This is a genomic window from Neobacillus sp. DY30 (genome assembly GCF_030123065.1).
Taxonomy (GTDB): domain Bacteria; phylum Bacillota; class Bacilli; order Bacillales; family Cytobacillaceae; genus Neobacillus.
The window spans coordinates 1,012,517-1,032,236 of the sequence record NZ_CP126093.1; the positions used below are offsets into that span (position 1 = coordinate 1,012,517).

At 39.1% G+C, this 19,720-nt stretch carries 26 protein-coding genes and 1 pseudogene; 22 read left to right on the plus strand and 5 right to left on the minus strand.

Going from position 1 to position 19,720, the window contains the following annotated elements; genetic code table 11:
- The first annotated feature begins 6 nt into the window (after nt 1-6).
- From QNH29_RS04715 to QNH29_RS04760, 10 genes and pseudogenes are all read left to right on the plus strand, one after another.
- On the plus strand, nt 7-1,254 hold the full coding sequence (locus tag QNH29_RS04715; protein ID WP_283863695.1) for an ArgE/DapE family deacylase: 1,248 nt from the start codon (nt 7-9) through the stop codon (nt 1,252-1,254).
- A complete protein-coding gene (locus tag QNH29_RS04720) occupies nt 1,251-1,553 on the plus strand; it encodes an urease subunit gamma (RefSeq protein WP_283863696.1) in 303 nt (100 codons plus the stop codon). The genes QNH29_RS04715 and QNH29_RS04720 overlap by 4 nt, the downstream gene beginning before the upstream one ends.
- Before the next feature lie 33 nt (nt 1,554-1,586).
- Complete coding sequence (locus QNH29_RS04725; protein ID WP_283863697.1) at nt 1,587-1,916, plus strand: urease subunit beta; 330 nt, start codon at nt 1,587-1,589, stop codon at nt 1,914-1,916.
- Nucleotides 1,913-3,625 carry an urease subunit alpha gene (gene ureC / locus QNH29_RS04730; protein ID WP_283863698.1) on the plus strand — a complete coding sequence of 571 codons (1,713 nt, stop codon included), beginning with the start codon at nt 1,913-1,915 and terminating at the stop codon, nt 3,623-3,625. Before QNH29_RS04725 ends, ureC begins: the two co-directional genes overlap by 4 nt.
- A gap of 13 nt (nt 3,626-3,638) precedes the next feature.
- Complete coding sequence (ureE, locus tag QNH29_RS04735; protein WP_283863699.1) at nt 3,639-4,085, plus strand: urease accessory protein UreE; 447 nt, start codon at nt 3,639-3,641, stop codon at nt 4,083-4,085.
- Complete coding sequence (locus QNH29_RS04740) at nt 4,078-4,764, plus strand: urease accessory protein UreF (RefSeq protein ID WP_283863700.1); 687 nt, start codon at nt 4,078-4,080, stop codon at nt 4,762-4,764. The genes ureE and QNH29_RS04740 overlap by 8 nt, the downstream gene beginning before the upstream one ends.
- A gap of 26 nt (nt 4,765-4,790) precedes the next feature.
- Nucleotides 4,791-5,400 (plus strand): annotated as a pseudogene (gene ureG / locus QNH29_RS04745) (urease accessory protein UreG).
- Nucleotides 5,401-6,222 carry an urease accessory protein UreD gene (locus QNH29_RS04750; protein WP_283863701.1) on the plus strand — a complete coding sequence of 274 codons (822 nt, stop codon included), beginning with the start codon at nt 5,401-5,403 and terminating at the stop codon, nt 6,220-6,222.
- Nucleotides 6,223-6,455: 233 nt separating this feature from the next.
- Nucleotides 6,456-6,980 (plus strand): PadR family transcriptional regulator, encoded by a 525-nt coding sequence (locus QNH29_RS04755; RefSeq protein ID WP_283863702.1) that lies wholly within the window; start codon nt 6,456-6,458, stop codon nt 6,978-6,980.
- A gap of 114 nt (nt 6,981-7,094) precedes the next feature.
- Nucleotides 7,095-8,087 carry an alpha/beta fold hydrolase gene (locus QNH29_RS04760; RefSeq protein WP_283863703.1) on the plus strand — a complete coding sequence of 331 codons (993 nt, stop codon included), beginning with the start codon at nt 7,095-7,097 and terminating at the stop codon, nt 8,085-8,087.
- 30 nt (nt 8,088-8,117) lie between these two features.
- Here QNH29_RS04760 and QNH29_RS04765 read toward each other — a convergent pair whose 3' ends face one another.
- The gene (locus QNH29_RS04765; RefSeq protein ID WP_283863704.1) at nt 8,118-8,753 is read right to left on the minus strand and encodes an FMN-dependent NADH-azoreductase; all 636 of its coding nucleotides are present in this window, start codon (nt 8,751-8,753) and stop codon (nt 8,118-8,120) included.
- A 129-nt stretch (nt 8,754-8,882) separates the two neighbouring features.
- On the minus strand, nt 8,883-9,032 hold the full coding sequence (locus QNH29_RS04770; protein WP_283863705.1) for a hypothetical protein: 150 nt from the start codon (nt 9,030-9,032) through the stop codon (nt 8,883-8,885).
- Between the two features lie 207 nt (nt 9,033-9,239).
- Between QNH29_RS04770 and QNH29_RS04775 the strand changes: the two genes are divergently transcribed.
- The 9 genes from QNH29_RS04775 to QNH29_RS04810 all read left to right on the plus strand — a co-directional run bounded on the left by QNH29_RS04775 (nt 9,240) and on the right by QNH29_RS04810 (nt 14,270).
- Complete coding sequence (locus QNH29_RS04775) at nt 9,240-10,181, plus strand: dipeptidase (protein WP_283863706.1); 942 nt, start codon at nt 9,240-9,242, stop codon at nt 10,179-10,181.
- A gap of 38 nt (nt 10,182-10,219) precedes the next feature.
- Nucleotides 10,220-10,450 carry an excisionase family DNA-binding protein gene (locus QNH29_RS04780; protein ID WP_283863707.1) on the plus strand — a complete coding sequence of 77 codons (231 nt, stop codon included), beginning with the start codon at nt 10,220-10,222 and terminating at the stop codon, nt 10,448-10,450.
- A gap of 94 nt (nt 10,451-10,544) precedes the next feature.
- On the plus strand, nt 10,545-10,922 hold the full coding sequence (locus tag QNH29_RS04785) for a DUF488 domain-containing protein (protein ID WP_283863708.1): 378 nt from the start codon (nt 10,545-10,547) through the stop codon (nt 10,920-10,922).
- A 178-nt stretch (nt 10,923-11,100) separates the two neighbouring features.
- Nucleotides 11,101-11,829: a GDSL-type esterase/lipase family protein gene (locus QNH29_RS04790; protein WP_283863709.1), complete on the plus strand. Its 729-nt coding sequence runs from the start codon at nt 11,101-11,103 to the stop codon at nt 11,827-11,829.
- A gap of 38 nt (nt 11,830-11,867) precedes the next feature.
- The gene (locus tag QNH29_RS04795; protein ID WP_283863710.1) at nt 11,868-12,335 is read left to right on the plus strand and encodes an SRPBCC family protein; all 468 of its coding nucleotides are present in this window, start codon (nt 11,868-11,870) and stop codon (nt 12,333-12,335) included.
- Between the two features lie 82 nt (nt 12,336-12,417).
- On the plus strand, nt 12,418-12,849 hold the full coding sequence (locus tag QNH29_RS30310; protein WP_349654888.1) for a phosphotransferase family protein: 432 nt from the start codon (nt 12,418-12,420) through the stop codon (nt 12,847-12,849).
- Nucleotides 12,850-13,278: a phosphotransferase family protein gene (locus tag QNH29_RS30315; RefSeq protein WP_349654889.1), complete on the plus strand. Its 429-nt coding sequence runs from the start codon at nt 12,850-12,852 to the stop codon at nt 13,276-13,278.
- 24 nt (nt 13,279-13,302) lie between these two features.
- Nucleotides 13,303-14,001: a Type 1 glutamine amidotransferase-like domain-containing protein gene (locus QNH29_RS04805; protein ID WP_283863711.1), complete on the plus strand. Its 699-nt coding sequence runs from the start codon at nt 13,303-13,305 to the stop codon at nt 13,999-14,001.
- Nucleotides 14,002-14,135: 134 nt separating this feature from the next.
- Nucleotides 14,136-14,270 (plus strand): hypothetical protein, encoded by a 135-nt coding sequence (locus tag QNH29_RS04810; RefSeq protein ID WP_283863712.1) that lies wholly within the window; start codon nt 14,136-14,138, stop codon nt 14,268-14,270.
- A gap of 35 nt (nt 14,271-14,305) precedes the next feature.
- Here QNH29_RS04810 and trhA read toward each other — a convergent pair whose 3' ends face one another.
- Complete coding sequence (gene trhA, locus QNH29_RS04815; RefSeq protein WP_283863713.1) at nt 14,306-14,953, minus strand: PAQR family membrane homeostasis protein TrhA; 648 nt, start codon at nt 14,951-14,953, stop codon at nt 14,306-14,308.
- A 133-nt stretch (nt 14,954-15,086) separates the two neighbouring features.
- On the opposite strand from trhA, the gene QNH29_RS04820 reads away from it, so the two are divergent.
- Nucleotides 15,087-15,677: a DUF1836 domain-containing protein gene (locus QNH29_RS04820; protein WP_283863714.1), complete on the plus strand. Its 591-nt coding sequence runs from the start codon at nt 15,087-15,089 to the stop codon at nt 15,675-15,677.
- On the opposite strand, the gene QNH29_RS04825 is transcribed toward QNH29_RS04820, so the two are convergent.
- The gene (locus QNH29_RS04825) at nt 15,678-17,249 is read right to left on the minus strand and encodes a glycosyl hydrolase family 28-related protein (protein WP_349654890.1); all 1,572 of its coding nucleotides are present in this window, start codon (nt 17,247-17,249) and stop codon (nt 15,678-15,680) included.
- 278 nt (nt 17,250-17,527) lie between these two features.
- On the minus strand, nt 17,528-18,274 hold the full coding sequence (locus QNH29_RS04830) for an RDD family protein (RefSeq protein ID WP_283863715.1): 747 nt from the start codon (nt 18,272-18,274) through the stop codon (nt 17,528-17,530).
- A 126-nt stretch (nt 18,275-18,400) separates the two neighbouring features.
- On the opposite strand from QNH29_RS04830, the gene QNH29_RS04835 reads away from it, so the two are divergent.
- Both QNH29_RS04835 and QNH29_RS04840 read left to right on the plus strand, forming a co-directional pair.
- Nucleotides 18,401-18,715: a DUF3892 domain-containing protein gene (locus QNH29_RS04835; RefSeq protein ID WP_283863716.1), complete on the plus strand. Its 315-nt coding sequence runs from the start codon at nt 18,401-18,403 to the stop codon at nt 18,713-18,715.
- A 344-nt stretch (nt 18,716-19,059) separates the two neighbouring features.
- Nucleotides 19,060-19,683: a histidine phosphatase family protein gene (locus QNH29_RS04840; RefSeq protein ID WP_283863717.1), complete on the plus strand. Its 624-nt coding sequence runs from the start codon at nt 19,060-19,062 to the stop codon at nt 19,681-19,683.
- The last annotated feature ends 37 nt before the right edge of the window (nt 19,684-19,720 follow it).

Here is a 19,720-nt window from a genome sequence, read left to right on the forward strand (position 1 = left end):
ATTTTTATGAATGCGGATAAAGCAAAGATTGTGCAGTGGATACAGGACCATGAGCAAGACCTCATTGCATTTTTAAAAAAATTAGTGCAAACTCCATCGGATAATCCAGCTGGTGATTGTTTACCGATCGCTCGAGTTTTAGGGAAACAACTTTCTGAGCTTGGGTTTGATAATGTGTCTCTCCTAGAAGTAGACGAAGAGAGTGCAAAAGCAAATGGAATGATCAGTATGGCCAATGTCCTTGCCCCCGCAGTCTTTGGTGAAGGGACAAATGTTGTGTTAAATGCGCACGGAGATGTCGTCCCTCCCGGTTTAGGGTGGAGTGTCGACCCCTATGGAGGGGAAATTGTTGATGGAAAAATGTATGGGCGGGGAGTGGCTGTGTCCAAGTCAGATATTGCTGCTTATACCTATGCAGTCCTAGCTTTAAAACAGGTCAAAGAAAAGCTCTCTGGAAGGGTCGATCTAGCGTTTACATTTGATGAAGAAACGGGAGGAGAAATTGGGCCAAAATGGCTGATAGACCGAGGCTATATTCAGCCTGATCAAGCTATCGTTGCCGGGTTCACCTATTCAGCTGTTAATGCGCATAATGGATGCTTACATTTTGAAATCAAAACAACTGGAAAATCAGCGCATGCAGCTCTTCCTCATACTGGAATTGATGCGATTGAGGCAACTGCTAAAATCTTGCAGGTTTTATATGATTATCGAAAGACACTCGCAGAAAAAAGATCATTGATTCCAGGCATTGATTTTCCGACCTTGAATGTGGGGCTCATCTCAGGCGGAATTAATACCAATGTTGTACCAGATGAATGCACGATCAGGGTGGACCGCCGATTAATTCCTGAAGAAGACTTTATCACAGCTGAGACGGAGTTTAGAGAACTTGTTCAGCAATCTGTAAAAGAAATCCCAGGTATAAAAATTGAAATCAGGAAAATTCTCCATGCGAAAAGTTTTGGGCCGACTCCAGATGATACACCTTTAGTTCAAATATTGGCAGAAAATTGGAAATTGATTTTAAAAGAGGACGAAGAGTTACCTGTTCACGGAGTACCGTTATATACAGATGCCCGGCACTTCTTTTCGGCAGGAATTCCTACCATTATGTTTGGGGTTGGACCTAAAGTGTTAGAAGAGGCAAATGGACACCGGGCAGATGAAAATATTCGGCTTTCTGATTTACAAGCTGCCACCAAAATTATCGCTTGTACTCTTTATGATTTATTAGCGGGAGGAAAATCATGAAATTAACCCAGCGTGAACAGGAAAAATTAATGATTGTTGTCGCGGCGGACTTGGCACGGCGTAGAAAAGACCGCGGATTAAAATTAAATTATCCTGAAGCGATCGCCCTCATTACCTATGAAATTATGGAGGGTGCTAGAGATGGCAAAAGTGTTGCTCAGTTAATGAGCGAAGGAACAACGATTCTTTCCACTGATGACGTGATGGAAGGAATACCGGAAATGATTCGGGATATACAGGTAGAAGCCACATTCCCGGATGGAACAAAGCTCATAACGGTTCATGAACCGATTCGATAAAATGCTAGTTTAATAGTAAAGGCGGAGAATTGGATGATTCCTGGAGAATACGTATTAAGACAAGAGCCTATTGTCTGTAATCAAGGAAGATCAGCTTCTAAGGTGTTGGTGTTAAATAAAGGGGACCGTCCTGTACAAGTAGGGTCCCATTTTCATTTTTTCGAAGTGAATGGGTCTCTCCATTTTGAACGCCAACAAGCATTTGGAAAACACTTAAATATTCCGGCTGGCACGGCTGTCCGATTTGAACCAGGTGATGCAAAAGAGGTAGAGCTGGTCCCTTTTGCAGGTAAACGTGAAGTCTATGGTCTAAATAATAAAACCGATGGCCCGTTAGACCAAAGTAAGGGGGACCTGGCATGAGTTTCCGAATGTCAAGAAAGCAATACGCAGATATGTTCGGTCCCACTACAGGGGATGCCATTCGTCTGGCGGATACCGATTTATTTATTGAAATTGAAAAGGATTTTACCACATATGGGGATGAAGTGAAATTTGGCGGCGGTAAAGTTATTCGTGATGGGATGGGACAGCACCCGCTTGCGACAAGAGCGGATGGTGCGCTTGATGCGGTTATTACCAATGCCATTATTGTTGATTACACTGGAATTTATAAGGCTGATATTGGGATTCGAGATGGAAGGATTGCAGGAATTGGAAAGAGTGGTAATCCACTGCTTATGGATGGAGTGGATATGGTCATTGGGGCTTCAACAGAGGTCGTTGCAGGAGAGGGAATGATTGTCACCGCCGGAGGTATAGATGCGCATATCCATTTCATTAGTCCTCAGCAAATTGAAACAGCGCTATCATCCGGGATCACAACGATGATTGGCGGAGGAACTGGCCCTGCTACTGGTACCAATGCAACAACTTGTACTCCTGGTGAGTGGAATATTCATCGGATGCTCGAAGCGGCAGAAGAGTTCCCGATGAATCTTGGATTTTTAGGAAAGGGAAATTCATCCTCTGAAGCACCGTTAATCGAGCAGGTGAATGCAGGTGTCATTGGGCTTAAGCTCCATGAAGACTGGGGGACGACTTCCTCAGCGATTGACCACTGCTTACGGGTAGCGGACCAATATGATGTTCAAGTAGCCATCCATACCGATACCTTAAATGAAGGCGGGTTTGTGGAAGATACGCTTACTGCCATTAATGGCAGAGTCATACATACCTACCATACTGAAGGTGCAGGGGGAGGTCATGCCCCTGATATTATCAAGGTTGCGAGCTATCCTTATATACTTCCTTCCTCCACCAATCCGACTCGTCCATATACTAAAAATACATTAGACGAGCATTTGGATATGCTTATGGTTTGTCATCATTTAGACCCTGATGTACCAGAGGATATCGCATTTGCTGATTCGCGTATCCGTAAAGAAACCATTGCGGCAGAGGATATTCTCCATGATATGGGCGTATTCAGCATGATTAGTTCAGACTCGCAGGCAATGGGCAGGGTCGGCGAAGTCATTACGAGGACATGGCAGACAGCGGATAAAATGAGAAAGCAAAGAGGGAAATTGCCAGAGGATTCAGGTATGGGAGATAACTTCCGTGTGAAGCGATATGTAGCCAAGTATACGATCAACCCAGCGATTACCCACGGGATTGCTGATGAAGTTGGCTCCATTGAGATTGGGAAATTGGCTGATTTGGTGATTTGGGATCCAGCCTTTTTTGGTGTTAAGCCTGAGATTGTTATCAAAGGCGGCATGATTGCTCACAGTTTGATGGGAGATCCAAATGCTTCAATCCCTACACCTCAGCCTGTTATGTACCGGCCGATGTTTGCTTCCTTTGGAAAAGCAAAATATTCAACATGTATTACCTTCTTGTCAAAAGCGGCCATTGAACTTGGTGTTCATGAAAAATTGGGGTTACAAAAACAAATCAAGCCCGCACATGGAACCCGTCAACTTTCAAAAAAGGATATGAAGCTCAATGCTGAAATGCCAAAAATTAAAGTGGACCCGCAGACGTATGAAGTCATTGTGGATGGAAAACTAGTGACCTGTGAACCAGCGGAAGTACTGCCGATGGCACAGAGGTATTTCTTATTTTAGGAGGGGCGAAGTTATGATAATTACTGAGATTGTTGGAAACGTCGACGATATTTCGTCAGTTGGCAGACATATAGAAAGAGTTTATTTTTCAAGCGATGACTTGGTTAAACGAATACAGCGAGTGACAACAGACCATGGAAATGAGGTGGGAATTCGCTTAGCGGACCCGAAAGATTTGGTGGATGGAGATATTTTATACATGGACGAACGAAACATGATTATCGTTAGTGTGAAAAGTGATGATCTTCTTGTCCTCCGTCCTTTGAGCATGCAACAAATGGGTGAAATCGCTCATCAGTTGGGAAATCGCCATCTGCCCGCGCAGTTTGAAGAAGAGGTCATGCTGGTTCAATATGATTATCTTGTTGAAGAACTGCTCGTTCAATTAGAGATTCCTTATACAAGGGAAGAAAGAAAAGTAAAAAAGGCTTTTCGCCATATCGGTCACAGTCATGGATAGTCAGCTGTTAAGCTTACTGCAATTAGGGGATTCTAATTTTCCATCGGGAGCATTTTCCCATTCATTTGGATTAGAAACCTATATCCAGGACGAAAGTGTCCATAATAAGGAAACATTTTTTGAATGGATTACGATCTTTCTGGAAAAACAACTAGCCTATACCGATGGGTTAGCCTGTCGCTTAACTCTTGAGGCATTAATGAATCAAGATGTTGCTGAGATATGGAACCTCGATCGAAAATTGTTTGTTCTGAATATGCCGGAAGAAACCCGGCAGGCGAATCGGCGGATTGGAGAAAGGCTAGTGGTAATCGGAATCGATCTCTATTCCATTCCTTTATTAGAGGACTATTTGAAAAAAATTCGAACAAATGAAGCGTTTGGACATCCTGCGATTGTTTTTATGATTATCTGCAATTTTTTAAAGATTGATAGAGACCAAGCGATTGTAACCTTCTTATATTCTACGATCACCACTCTCGTTCAGAATGGTGTTCGAGGAATCCCGCTTGGCCAGACTGCTGGTCAAAGGATTTTACTAGAAATACATCCAGTTTTATTGAAGACAGTTAAGAAGATTAAAACCTTAGAGATAGACGATTTTGGAGCCGTTGCGCCGGGAATTGAAATCGCACAAATGCGTCATGAAAAGCTGCATGTCCGGTTGTTTATGTCTTAAATTCTTGTAGGAAAGAGGGAAAAAGTATGGAACCAGTACGAATCGGAATTGGCGGGCCAGTTGGAGCTGGGAAGACGATGCTAGTCGAGCGCCTAACAAGATACCTTAATGATGAATTAAAAATGGCTGTGGTAACGAATGATATCTACACAAAAGAAGATGCGCAGTTTTTGATAAAAAATAGTGTTCTGCCAGCAGACCGAATTATTGGGGTTGAGACAGGCGGGTGTCCTCATACTGCCATAAGAGAGGATGCCTCGATGAATTTCGCTGCCATTGAGGAATTAAAGGCTAAACACCGTGACCTTTCAATCATTTTTGTTGAAAGCGGTGGTGATAATCTGGCTGCGACTTTTAGTCCGGAGCTAGTTGATTTTTCAATTTATATCATCGATGTCGCCCAAGGGGAAAAGATACCTCGTAAAGGCGGACAAGGGATGATTAAATCTGACTTATTTATTATTAACAAGAGATTTAGCGCCATATGTCGGGGCAAGCCTAGAGGTAATGGAGGAAGATACGAAAGCAGCAAGGGGGAAGAAACCGTATATCTTTACCAATTTGAAAACAGATACAGGGTTGGATGAAGTTGTAGTCTGGATTAAGAAAAATGCATTATTGGCAGGATTGGGGTAAGTGGTACAGCATACGGGATATCTAAGATTATCAGCTGCGAGGAAGAATGAGAAAACAATCTTTAATAAAACCTATTCAGAAGGAGCTTTTAAAATAACTAGACCTGTTTACTTGACTTCAAGCGGCGAGGCATATGGGTACGTAATGAATCCTGGCGGCGGCTACGTTGACGGAGACACTTATAACATTACGATTTATTTAGAGGAGAATGCGGAGGTTCTCTTAACCACGCAGTCCTCCACGAAGATTTATAAAACAAGGACAAAGCCTGCTATTCAGGAGATGGATATTCATTTGAAAAAAGGAAGTCTTCTTGAATATCTGCCAGATCCAGTTATTGCGTACGAGGACTCCTGTTTCAAACAAATGATGACTGTACAGATGGAGCAAGGTGCCTCATTGATTTGTTCGGACATCTTTACCCCTGGCTGGGCACCTGATGGCAGCCTTTTTCGCTATGACTTACTCCAATCAAAACTAGAAGTATATTTTGAAAAACAGCTTGTTTTATTGGATCATATCAAACTAGAACCGGATGAGGATATGACGGATATAGGCTATATGGAGGGATATACCCATTTTGGCACAATGATCGTGATTAACGAGCGAGTGAGTAAGGTATTTTTAGAGGAACTTCATGACCTTTTTGATACTTTGAACGAAAAAATCAGAATTGGTGCCTCCATGCTTTCGGTATCTGGGTTTGCATTGAGGATACTCGCAAATTCCACACAAGCTATTGAACAGGTACTACATGTAACCCATGAAATCATACGGAAAAAAATTTTTGGGAAAGAACCTGTCTTTCTTCGAAAATATTAGAAAGATTTAGGAATCGCTGTCTAAGATTTTTCTTGCCCAAACTATTAATTAACTGAACCTCAACCTGGCATTTGCCAGGTTTTTCGTTGACTATGATGGTGCGGAGACCCTTTTAGCGGGTAAATTAATAGCTGGCTCGTAACTATAGGGGTAACATTACCTTGACAATCAGCATAGGATTAATTAAGATGTTAATATCCAAGATTGAGTATCTAATATTGGGGGTGTGTGAGATGTCAAAACTAATTATCCTCGGACTATTAAAGAAAAAACCAATGCATGGCTATGAGATACAAACCATCATACAAGAGAGCAGAATGGATCAGTGGGCAAATGTTTTATCAGGATCGATCTATTATGCCCTAAACAAAATGGAAGATGAAGGCATCATCGAAACCGTGAAAGAAGAGAGAACAGGTGCGAGAATTCGAAAAATTTATGGAATTACGGAAAAAGGCGAACAACAGTATTATGTGCTTTTAAAACAGCATTTAGGTTCCCAGCCTCATTCTTTGAAATCCGACTTTATGCTTTCTCTAGCCATGATTGACCAGCTCTCAAAGCAGGAGGCCATACAAATTTTAGAGGATAACTTACGAAATTTAGAAGCTTCGAAAAGAGAGTGGGAGCTAGGGCAGGGTAATAAAGCAGCCAGTGGTGCTTACAATCCTATCATGGAGATAGCGTTTGAAAGCACATTACAAATTATTGAAGCAGATATCCAAATGATCCAAAAAGTCATCAATCATATAAAATAAAAAATTTTCGTTAATTGTCCAATGTTGGATAATTAAGGTTGAGTAGGTTTGAGGCCTTTTTTGCCTAATATCCAACATTGGATAAACAAATTTAAATATAAGGAGAGATTGATAATGAACATATTTGTAAAAGCCAGACCAATTGTGGATGAAATGGGAAAGGTTAAAGAAGGTAGTATCACAGTGCTTGAGAAAGTGAATATAGGTGGAGTCGATCAGCATATCTTAATACGCGGGGAAGACGTTAACAATCCAGTTCTTCTTATGGTACATGGTGGACCTGGTCAAAGTGAAATTTATATGTCTCATCTTTTAAATGGCCCGCTTGAAAAGCATTTTACCATCGTGAATTGGGATCAGCGAGGGGCTGCCAAATCATTTTCACGTGCAGTGAAGCCGGAAACCATGAATTTAGATCAACTACTCAGGGATGCCGAAGAACTAATACAATACTTGCAAAAACGCCTAAAGACGGAGCGGTTTTACCTTCATGGCCATTCTTTCGGTACGATACTAGGAATGCTGATGGTTAATAGGTATCCAAATTATTTTCATTGTTATGTTGGTGTGGCTCAATCAGTAGGATTACAGGAAGATTTAATGGTATCTTACGAATTTGTAATGCGAAAGGCAAAAGAAGCAGGAAATAAAAAAGCGATCGAGGATTTGGAATCAATCGGGCAGCCGCCATTTAAGAATTTTTCAAAAGGATTATGGAAGTATTCCCTCTGGCTTGAAAAATTCGGTGGTAAAACGCACAGTAAACCAGGAAGGGACATCTTCAAATCCATTTTTTCAGCACCAGAATATAGCCTTCTAGATAAAATCAATTTCTTTAGGGGTTCATTGTTTAGCGTGAAGCATCTGCATCAAGAGCTTTTAAAAACAGATTTAAAAAAGTTGGTGAGAAAAGTAGATATTCCGGTATACTTCTTCCTTGGAAAACATGATTATTCTGTACCGTTTGAATTAGCGGAAAACTACTTTAAGGAGTTAGCTGCTCCTAAAAAAGAAATTGTTTGGTTTGAACAATCTGGGCACCTTCCACAATATGAAGAGACAGAGAACTATCAAAATCAATTGCTGCGAGTTTTGTTAAAAAAATAAAAAGAGCCAACGGGGTCGGCTCTCTAGATATTAAAAGGTATGAGCTAAATCTTTCGCGCGTGCGATGGCATTTTCTTTGATTTCTTGTGCTTTGTCAGGCATTGCATTATGACCCTCAACAAATAAACCTTCAAAAGATGGAACGCCATAGAACTGCATCATAATCTCAAGATAGCGGTGACCCATCTCCATTGCTGCCGCTGGACCTTCGGAATAGATACCGCCGCGTGCTTGAATATGCAGTGCTTTTTTGTCAGTTAGGAGGCCGATTGGCCCTTTTTCTGTATACTTAAAGGTTTTTCCTGCTACTGACACTGAATCCAAGTAAGCCTTCATAACAGGCGGGAAGGAAAAATTCCATAATGGTGTTACAAAAATATATTTATCGGCAGAAATAAATTGCTCACAAAGCTCAGAAAGTCTGCCAACCTTTGCTTTTTCATCCGAAGAAAGCTGCTCAAAATCTGTACCAGAGCGAAGCTTCCCCCAGCCGCTAAAAACATCAACATCCAGCTGCGGAATATTTTCTTTGTAGAGGTCTAGGTTTATGATTTCATGATCTGGATTGACTTCTTTATAAGTGTCAATAAAGGCTTTTCCTACCGCCATACTATAAGACTGAGTATCATCATGAGGATGAGCTGTTATGTACAATACTTTTGTCATTTTCGTATCGATCCTTTCTGTATCAAGCTACATTCTAGTTTGTGTAATGAATGTAAATATATGCAGATACAAAAATAGATAAAAGCCAATAATAAAAGGAATTTGCTTTTTGCAAACTCCTTTTATTTTTTAGTTGTTATTTTCGCTGAAGTAAGGGTTTCCACTAATGTTTGCACGCATTTCATCGGTTAATGTGAACGGCTCATTTACGGTTGAATTAGCAGCTGAAGTTTCATTGTTTTGAGTGCTTCCATCATAATGAACTAGGTTATTTGTCATAGGTAAAATCACCTCCATTAATCTAGTCTATACATAAATTCTACTATTTATTAACGATTATTAATAGGAAATTTTTAATATTCTAAATTTAATTTTACTTGTGATTATTTACTTGATAGGTACTTGTGCCTAGAATTATATTGCGTTCTCTATTTAACCTTACCTTGTTATTTATGTTAAAATTTTTAAAAAAGGAGTCGGGTGATTATGAAATTAATTGATCTGCATTGTGACGCATTACTTAAACTTTCTGAAGGGAAAGGTTCGCTGCGTTTTGCAGACGCAAAAGAATTACAGACCAATAAAAAAAGATTACATAAAGGTCAAGTCAAGGTTCAATGTTTTGCAATCTTCATTGAGCCAGACATTCCTTCCGATCAGAAATTTCAAGAGGCACTTGTACAAATTGATTATTTTTATAAAGAAGTACTAGGGAAAAATCCAGACATGGTTCATTTAAGGGATTGGTCAGATTTTGAAAAAATCAATATCGGTCAAATTGGTGCCATGCTAACCCTTGAAGGAGTCGATGCGATAGGCAATGATTTAACGAAGCTGCACATCCTTTACCAGTTGGGTGTTCGTTCTGTTGGACTGACATGGAATAATGCAAATTTAGCAGCAGATGGAGCCGGTGAACCGCGTGGAGGCGGACTTACACTTTTCGGAAAAGAGATTGTTCAGTTTAATAATAAACATCAAATCCTAACAGATATTTCACATCTAAGTGATAAGGGGATTTGGGAAGTCATTGAATTAGCCAAGTATCCGATTGCAAGCCATTCCAATTCACGGACTCTGTGTGATCATCCTCGTAATGTCACGGACGATCAGGCAAGAGCGATGTTTAAAAGAAATGCGATGATACATGTGGTTTACTATCCTCCCTTTGTGAAAGAAGCAGGCAAGGTAAAGGTAACGATTTCTGACCTCATCAGGCATATCGATCATTTCTGCTCCTTAGGCGGAGTGAATAATATTGGCTTAGGCTCTGATTTTGATGGAATAGGGACATTTATAACCGACCTAGAGGACGCGTCCAAAACACAGAATCTTATTAACGAATTATTGAAACATTTTAAAGAGGATGAAGTGAGAGGATTTGCTTACCAAAACTTCCTAAACCACCGTCCTGGAGTGTTAAGATGAAGGTAAAAACAAAGGAATAAAGGCTGAGGAATGATGATATGTATCTAACCATAAAAGAAACAGCAGAGTATTTATCAATGCCAGAATCAACAATAGAAGACCTAATCAAACAAAAAAAAATCCGCGCCATCCACGACGGAGAAGAATGGGTCATCAACAAAGAACAATTCAACACCCACCTAAAACAAATCGAAAAATACAAACACCTAATCCAAGAAATCCTAAACGAACCCATCCCCGAAGACCTCGACATAAAAGATGAGGATTAAATGATTTGGTGCCGATTTGGTGCCTGTCACCGCCCGTGGACAGTGTCCACCTGGTATGGACACTTTTCTCAAAATCTAGACAGGAGGGATTTAAATGGGTGATTTATTCTTGAAGAGGGTTTATGTGCCGTATGATGGGTCGGATGGGTTTCGGATCTTAGTAGACCGGGTCTGGCCGCGCGGGATTTCGAAGGAGACTGCTAAGTTAACGGCTTGGCAGAAGGAGGTTGCTCCAAGTCCGGAACTTCGGAAGTGGTTTTGTCACAAGCCAGAATTGTTTGAGGAGTTTCGAACGAAGTACATAGAGGAATTGCGATCGGATGAACTGAAACAGAAGCTAATAAATGAAATCATTACGTTAACATCAAACGGGAGAGTGACTCTCCTATATGGTTCAAAGGATCCTGTATATAATCATGCAGTCGTGCTGCTGGATGAACTAAACAGAATTAGAAGTGAAGTAAATGCATAGAAGAGGGCTCCCAATAAAAGGGACTCCTCTTCTATTTTTATATCTTTATTTCTTAGAGGAATATTACATGCCTTCAAAGAATTAACATAATACATGGAGTTAAACTCACTGCAACTACATGAGTCTGGGTGTCATTGGGAAAACTCCTAAATAAATCAACACAACTAGGAGTATCAACATGAAAAATTATGTCTTTTTATTCTGTATTATTTTGGTCCTGTTTGGCACCTATACTGGCATTCATGGTTCGTCGGCTAGCACAAAGGTCATTAACCTTGTCGCCCTCGGTGATTCCATTACACATGGAATAGGGGACCCTGCAAAAAAGGGGTATATAGAAGGAGTTAAAGTGAAATTAGAAGAAGTACATAAGACTTCTATCAAAGTGAGGAACTATGCCGTACCAAGATATTCAACAGATAAAGTTCTCAAACAAATGCAGGATAAAAATATCACGAAGCAAATAAAAAAGGCAAATTGTATTATTCTTTATATCGGTACGAATGATTTCAGAAAGAGTGCCAATCATCAATTTTATCCGCTTAATGTAAAACAAGTAAATGAGGGTAAGGTAACTTTCACTACAAACCTTTATAGAATCCTTGAAAACATAAGAAAAGGCAATTCTGCAGCCCCAATTTTTGTTCTAGGTTTATATCAACCCTATATAGAATACTCGAATCGGCAAGAAATCTTAAGCGTTATAAAAGAATGGAACGATGAGATTATCAAAGTGGCGGGTAATTTTGATCAAACCTACTTTGTTGCTACCCTAGACCTATTTCAAAACAAACCAAAAAGTAACTATTTCAGCGATTCCTTACACCCAAATCCAGCTGGATATCAATTAATCTCCAATCGATTATCTGAAAAAGTCTTAAAAGAACTGAGTTTTTATAAACAATGATTTCATAATCGATGAATGAAGAAAAAGGAGTACTTAGGATGATAACACTAAACGAAAAGCCTGTTGTAAAAGCAGAAATGCTTATTCGCAAACCAGTTGAGGAAGTATATGCAGCTTTAATTAACCCTGAAATCACGACAAAGTTTTGGTTCACCAAAAGCAGCGGGAGATTAGAAGAAGGTAAAACGGTAAGATGGGACTGGGAAATGTATGGTGTTGGCGATGAATTGTATGTTAAGGAATTAGAACAAAATAAACTAATTAGAATCGAATGGACCGATGGCACCCAGGTTGTTTGGAAATTTACTCCTCGAGCAGAAAATGAAACTTTTGTTTCTATTACCAACTCAGGATTTTCGGGAAGTGGAGATGAAATGGTAAACCAAGCCATTGATTCTATGGGTGGGTACACAATGGTACTTTCTGGCTTAAAGGCTTATCTAGAATATAACATTCAATTAAATCTTGTTGCCGACAAGGCACCGGACGCGAACATAAATAGGTAAGAGTAATAAGGCAGCTAATTCTATACTGATTTAGTCTGCCATTTTGTCATGATAAGAGAAGAATCAAATAGGAGTACAGAGAATGGAGAAATATATTGAGCGTATTAAACAGGTTTTCCCCAGCCTTTCTATTAAAGATTATAAGCTTAATGATATTGGTCAAAATAATGATGTCCTCATTGTAAACGAATCAATCGTTTTTAGATTTCCAAAGTATCAAAAGGGGATAAACTATTTAAAACGAGAGACTAAGATATTAAAAGCTATTAACAGTAAAGTAACGATTCCAGTTCCACATCCAATCTATCAATCTTTTGAAAAATGGGAAGCAGGGAAAGCTTTTGTAGGCTATGAGTTAATTCAAGGGTCCCCATTATGGAGAGAGAGTTTCCGAACCATTAATAATGAAAAAGTTTTAAAAAGACTAGCGTCACAACTCGTTAACTTCCTTACCGAGATTCATTCAATTTCAAAAAATGATCTACGATTAGAGGAAACCGATCCCCGTGAATAAATGGTTACTCTTTATCAAAGTATACAAAATAAGCTTTATCCATTTATGAAGATAGAAGCACAACGACAAATTGCTGATTCTTTTGAAACCTATTTAAATAGCGAAGCATGCTCAAACTTACACACCACTTTGATTCATGGTGATTTCGGGGCTACAAATATATTATGGGATCCATCCACCTATACTATTTCAGGAATCATTGATTTTGGCGGCAGCAGCATAGGTGACCCAGCATATGACTTTGCAGGATTACTGTCCAGTTATGGGGAAGCTTTTTTTAATAGGTGCTTGAATTTATACCCAAATGGAGCCGAGATAGCCGAACGAGTTAAGTTCTATAGAAGTACATTCGCTTTACAGGAAGCCTTGCATGGTGTGGAAAATGACGATATAGAAGCACTTGAAAATGGTATGAAAGCATATAGATAAAATCCAAATCTGGAGGGGAAAAATATGAGGCAAATTATTGCTCTTGGCGGCGGTGGTTTCTCCATGGAACCAGAAAATACATTATTGGATACATATATTCTGAAGCAATCAGGTAAAGAAAATCCGAAAGTTTGCTTTATTCCCACTGCGAGTGGAGATTCAGAGGATTATATTCAAAGGTTTTATCGTTTTTTCGAAAAACAAAACTGCAGACCAACACATCTATCATTATTTAGACCGCCGACCAGAGATTTGGAGAGCTTTATTATGGAAAAGGATATTATCTATGTTGGTGGGGGGAATACAAAGAATCTGTTGGCTTTGTGGAAGGAATGGGAATTAGACACCATTTTGAAAATGTCCTGGAATCAAGGAATCCTATTAGCGGGGATTAGTGCGGGATCCATTTGTTGGTTCGAGGAAGGTGTAACGGACTCCTATGGGGAAGGATTAGAGCCGCTCAACTGCTTGGGGTTTTTAAAAGGCAGTAATTGTCCTCATTATGATGGGGAAGCCGATAGAAGACCAGCGTATCATAATCTGATTGGAGCTAAGAAAATACAATCAGGTATTGCAGCAGATGATGGGGTTGCTCTTCATTACATTGACCAAGAATTAAGTAGAATAGTCAGCTCAAGACCAACCAGCAAGGCTTATCTTGTTTCCAACGAAAATAAAGTAACTGAAACCGAACTTCAAACAGTGTATTTAGGTTCTGAATAAATTTGATTCTAAATACCTAATATTATACTTTTTTGTGATAAAGAAATAAAGGGAAATTAGGTATAATATCCTACCCGCTTAAGCATTATAATGTTGTTACTAGCCAATATGTACATAGAAGGAGGATAAAATCAGTGACAAATAAAAACAACAATCGTAACCAGCCGCATACCGGTGGAAGTAAGGCAGATACAGAATTCGGCGCGGAGCAGGGATTAAGCAAAAAAGCAAGAAAACAAGCTGCAAGACAAAATAAAAACAACTCATAATGTATAAAAAAAACGCCTAAGGGCGTTTTTTCATTTTATATTACAAAGTAAAACACACATAAGAAGTGAGACAAACTCCCAAGCATGATAAAGATATGAAAAATTTCATGAAAACCCATATATTTAAATTGAAGGAATCTTGGCTTAGCTCCATAGATGATGCCGCCAATGGTATAAAAAACCCCTCCGAGTATTAATAAAAATAAACCTTTTGGATCTAAGCTCCCTGCTAGTGGCGAGAAAACAAACACAATCATCCAGCCCATAACAAGATACAGTGCGGTTGAAATCCAGCGCGGACAATTAAACCAAACCATTTTAAACACAACTCCACTCAATGCTACCGCAGCAATAATGGAAAATAGTATATTCCCAGTTGTTCCATTTAAACTAATAAAACAAAATGGTGTGTAGGTACCTGCAATTAAAATAAAAATCATCGAGTGGTCGAGCCGTCTTAAAAAAGCAATGACATGATCTCTAGCGATTACCATATGATAGGTGGCAGAAGCTGAATAAAGGAGGATCATGCTGACGCCAAAAATGATGACTGCCGTAATATTCATTGCTGACGATGTGGAACTAGACACTTTAATGACCATCGCTAGAAGTCCTACAAAAGATAATAGCGCTCCCGATAAATGAGTGAGTCCATTAATTGGTTCTCGAATATAATTACTCAAATGATAACCCTCCTATTGCAATATGTAGTTTTAATAACTACTTATAATAATACTAATAAAACCATACCTAGTCAACGGATAATTGTTACGATATAATGTTAATCAGATAACAATTGGATCGGAGATTTTTATAATGGAAAAAGTCAAAGAAATACTTGAACAGCTTAAATTAGAAACAAATCTTTCCTTAGATGAAATACCGAATATTGATTTGTATATGGATCAAGTGATTCAGTTATTTGAAAACAAATTTGCCAATTCAAAGCGAAATGAAGAGGAAAAAGTCCTTACAAAAACCATGATCAATAACTATGCAAAGGGGAAGCTGATTTTCCCGATAAAAAATAAGAAATATTCTAAAGAGCATTTAATTTTAATCAGTTTGATTTACCAGCTAAAAGGGGCTCTTTCCATTAACGACATCCAAGTAACACTGGAGGGGTTGAATAAAAGGATTATCAAGGAGGACATAGAGGTTGATTCTTTTTATAACAGTTATTTAGCTTTGGCCCAAAAAAATGTTGCTGATTCTACTATCGATATTAATGAACGAGTAAAGGATGTAAATGAAGAAGTAGCAAAAATGGAGGATCGGAACGCTGACTATCTTGAGCAGGTTCTTATGATTTCTTCACTCGTGCATATGAGTAACCTATATAGAAAAGTTGCCGAAAAGCTGGTGGATGAAATTGTAGTGGATAAAGAAGGAAAGCGTCATAGATAATCATATCTGTGACGCTTTCTTTATTGGTTTCTTTCGTAGATCTTGTACATCTTTCCCAATATCAATAGTCTTTAGGGCTGAGTCATGAACCTGAACGTGATCTATGGAGACAGAATCGGCACGATTTTCTCCTCCATAGACCTTAATTCCTGCACTGGCATTTTTAAAATCTCTGATAGAAATATTGTTTAAAACTATATTTCTTGCTCTGTACTGTATTGCGATCACAGGGCAGCCACTATAGTCATAATCAGGATCGCCAATCAATGTAAAATGATTAACCACCACATTTTTATAGCCGGATACCACTAAACCGCGAGGAGTGGAATCTTTATATAAATCTGTATTAATGGGTCTAATGGCTGCAAGATTCACAGCAGTAATATTGTATGCCGACTTTGACTCGGTATCTGTACTTTTGTGGTGTCCGATATGGCGGAAGTTATAGGAACGGTTGTCTTTTACGGAGATATGCCCAACGATTTGAATATTAGAGGCAGCTGTCGAATTTTGATGAGCTTTTACTTCGATGCCGCCAAAGCACCTGGCCGAAGAATTATTAACTAAAAGGACATTCCTTGAGCCATCATCAATTTCAAATCCATTTGAATTGGAATAACCGCGTTGATGGGCCCGGCCGCTCGGGTCACACATATGAGAGCAGGTAATTAATATATAATCACTATGATGGGTGGTAATTCCGTCATCCCCAAAACCATATCCATTAAGGTTGTCGAGCCACACATATTGGCTGCCCCCTTTGGCACGAAATCCGTCTCCGCCATAATTATACAAGGTGGAGGAAATATCAAAACAATGGAGTCCTGGATTGATTGCTTCAACATCTTTTACCCAGCCATAGCTGACATTTGCATAGGTTAGACAGCTTGAATGATTGCCCCACGTACTCGTCTTTTGAACATCACCAAGCCTTTCGATATTCCAATCTAAACTCATTCCCTGCACATATACATGATGATTCCCTCTCCAATGATTGGCATTGGTAATTAATCGTGTTCCTTTTGAGGCACTCTCATGCAGTTTGATGGTTGTTTTACCCTTTCCGGATCCTGCTATAATTGTCAAGGAAGGAAGCCGAATGCCCTTCGTGATAAAAACACCTTCAGGAATATTTACTCTAACCCTGCCATTACCAAGCGCTCTTTTAAAGGCAGCTGTGTTATCCGTTTTTCCGTCCCCAATCCCGCCAAAATCTTCAATATTTACTTCCTTTGTTATGCTGCTCAGCAGGTTTTCGTACTCTTCATCAAGCTGCGTCTTCCATTCGGGATATACATTTCCTGACGAATCGACGTATAGCTGTGTAGGCTCAAGGAGGCTGAATGGCCTGGCTGATAATCGAAACAATACCTCTATCATCTTTTTCAAAAGAGGAACTGGTTTTGGTCCCTTTGTGAACTGAGATACAGGCTTATTCTCCCGGCATTCTTGGAATAAGACATTGGTCTCTGCGATAACTTTATTAACATTAAGTTTTTTACCTGTAATCTCCTCAAGCAGTTCTCCATTTTTTCGAGGCTCATGATTTCTATTGAAATTTTTCATTAACATTTTTCACTCCAAAATGAAAGCTTTTATAAACCTATTATTGCCGATTCAGCAAAAAAGCTCCAATTATGAAGTACCCCAGTCTTATTCTTTAATATAGGCTGTGTTATATTTGGCTGTTGATTTACGCTCCAGGCGCTACGCTTTCCGCGGGCTCGCCCGTGAGCCTCCTCGGTCGTCCCGACCTGCGGGGTCTCACTCAGCTCGTTCATCCCGCAGGAGTCGAGCGCCTTCCGCTCCAATCAACAGGTTCTAAAAACAACAGACTTCTTTAACACAGCCTAAATATAAAACCCTGCGGCTAACAAACCAACTGGTAAACTTCCAGCAATAAATAGCCTAGCCATACTGACCTGTCCATATAAAATAACCGTACCAATTTTACAATCCCAAGTCGATATCCCATTGCCCTTTAAGTCTCGATAAGAAAAAAAGAAGCAAATTACATTTAAAATAGGGATACCGAATCCCATACCTAGAAAGTTAACAAAAAGGCTTCTCTTAAAAGCAGTAATAAAATTAAGCTTATCGCCATTCACACTTTTGATTCTCATATTTAAGAAGGCCCTTCCAAAAGTATTGCCGAAAATAGATAGAATGACAGATTCAATAATAATCCAGAAAACCAAACTAAGAATAAATATATATAAATTAAAAGTATCTTCAATAAAAGAGGGAAAAAGAATCGATACCGATAGGATAAACGTGATTGAAAATAAGGATAAGTCGAAAAATCTGGCAAGATAACGGACGTATGGTCTTCCACTAGGATATGTGGCTTCTACATACTCTTTTTTTGTTTTGAAATTATCCGGGAGCAGGTGAATTCTTGAGGATTCAAGGATACTGTCTGAAAAAATATCAAGGCTTTTTGCCATTTGCCAGCATTCCATTGACTTGTTCCAGACAAAGGTGTCACCTGGAAGAACTCGCTGTTCAATTAACTTCTTTAATTCAAATAAACAAACAGGTCCTTGCTGCTGAGAATCTTGTATAAAAAACCAAATATTTTCATTAGTTGATTCCATAAAGTCGCCCCCAATAGGTAAATTATACCACGTGCGGTTTATGGCCTTTTTTGTCAGTTTTGTGTATTTTGAATATTTCTTAGCCATGAACAGCAAAATACTAACATACGTTCGGAGGTGGCTGTTGTGGAAAATAAGGATTATGAAAAAATTTATGAGGAATATAAGCAGCAAAGTGTGCAGCAAGCTCAGTTAGAGGCGGGTCAAAGTAATCCTGATGGAAAAGAGGAATTCGTAGCCGTAAGGAAAAACGATGATGGAGACATCATCGCATTTAAAACAAGCTCAGGAAGAGAGCTGGATTACATCACTGCTTTAACCGAAGCCAAAGCAGGTCAGATCGCCCACGTTGATGTTTTTCATAAATACGGAAGAGATATTATTCGAAGTGAACCAGATGGGATAAAAGAAAACAATCTCGATCAACTTCCCGAATTTTAGTTGGCAAAGGGAGTGGCACAACGTTGCTGCTCTCTTTTCTTCTTTCACTGACAAGGATCGTTAGTATTAGCAAAAGTCTAATTTCAATTTTATTGTAAAAAAGTAAACATCTATCCATTTCATGCTCGTCCTAGAAAGCATAGTATAACTAAAGACGTTATGAAGGGAAGGATGTTGGATGTTTGATTCCTTATTTGAATTCTTAGCTCAGCTATTCACATTGATTTACCAGTTCCTTTTAAACATTTTAGGAGTATTTCAAAATATTTTATAAAGGTCGAGAGAACCGGCCTTTTTTTTGTTAAAGTGAAATTAGTATTTTTAACATTAGGAGGAGATTGCGTATGATTACGCTATACATAACAAGGCACGGTGAAACAGACTGGAATCGAGAAAAAAGAATGCAAGGCTGGCTGGATTCAAATCTAACAGAAAACGGTATAAAAAATGCAGTATGTTTAGGTGAAAGATTGAAAGAAACAGAGTTAACAGCTATTTTCTCGAGTCCAAGCGGGAGGACGAAAGCCACTGCCAGTTTGATACGGGGAGAAAGAGATATCCCCGTCATTTACGATGAAAATCTGAGAGAAATTAAACTGGGTCAGTGGGAAGGAAAAACTCATACCTCGATTAAAGAATTGTATCCAGCAGAGTTTGAGTCATTCTGGAATACACCACATCTATTTAACACTGTTGGAGGAGAACGGTTTGAAGAAACACGGGCAAGAGCGGTTCAGGTTTTAGAACGAATAAAAAGAGAATATAAATCTGGAAATATATTAATTGTAACTCATTCTGTTGTCATTAAATGTTTGTATTCTTTTTTTAATAATTTACCAATTGAATCTTTATGGGAACCGCCTTATATACATGATACGAGTCTTACGATTGTAGAAATGGATGAAAGTGGTTTTAAGCTTGTGCTTGAAGGTGATATAACCCACTTGGAGTCTGTGAATTTTATATAGAAGGGGCATCGATAAATAGCACAATTGGAGTGTGAGA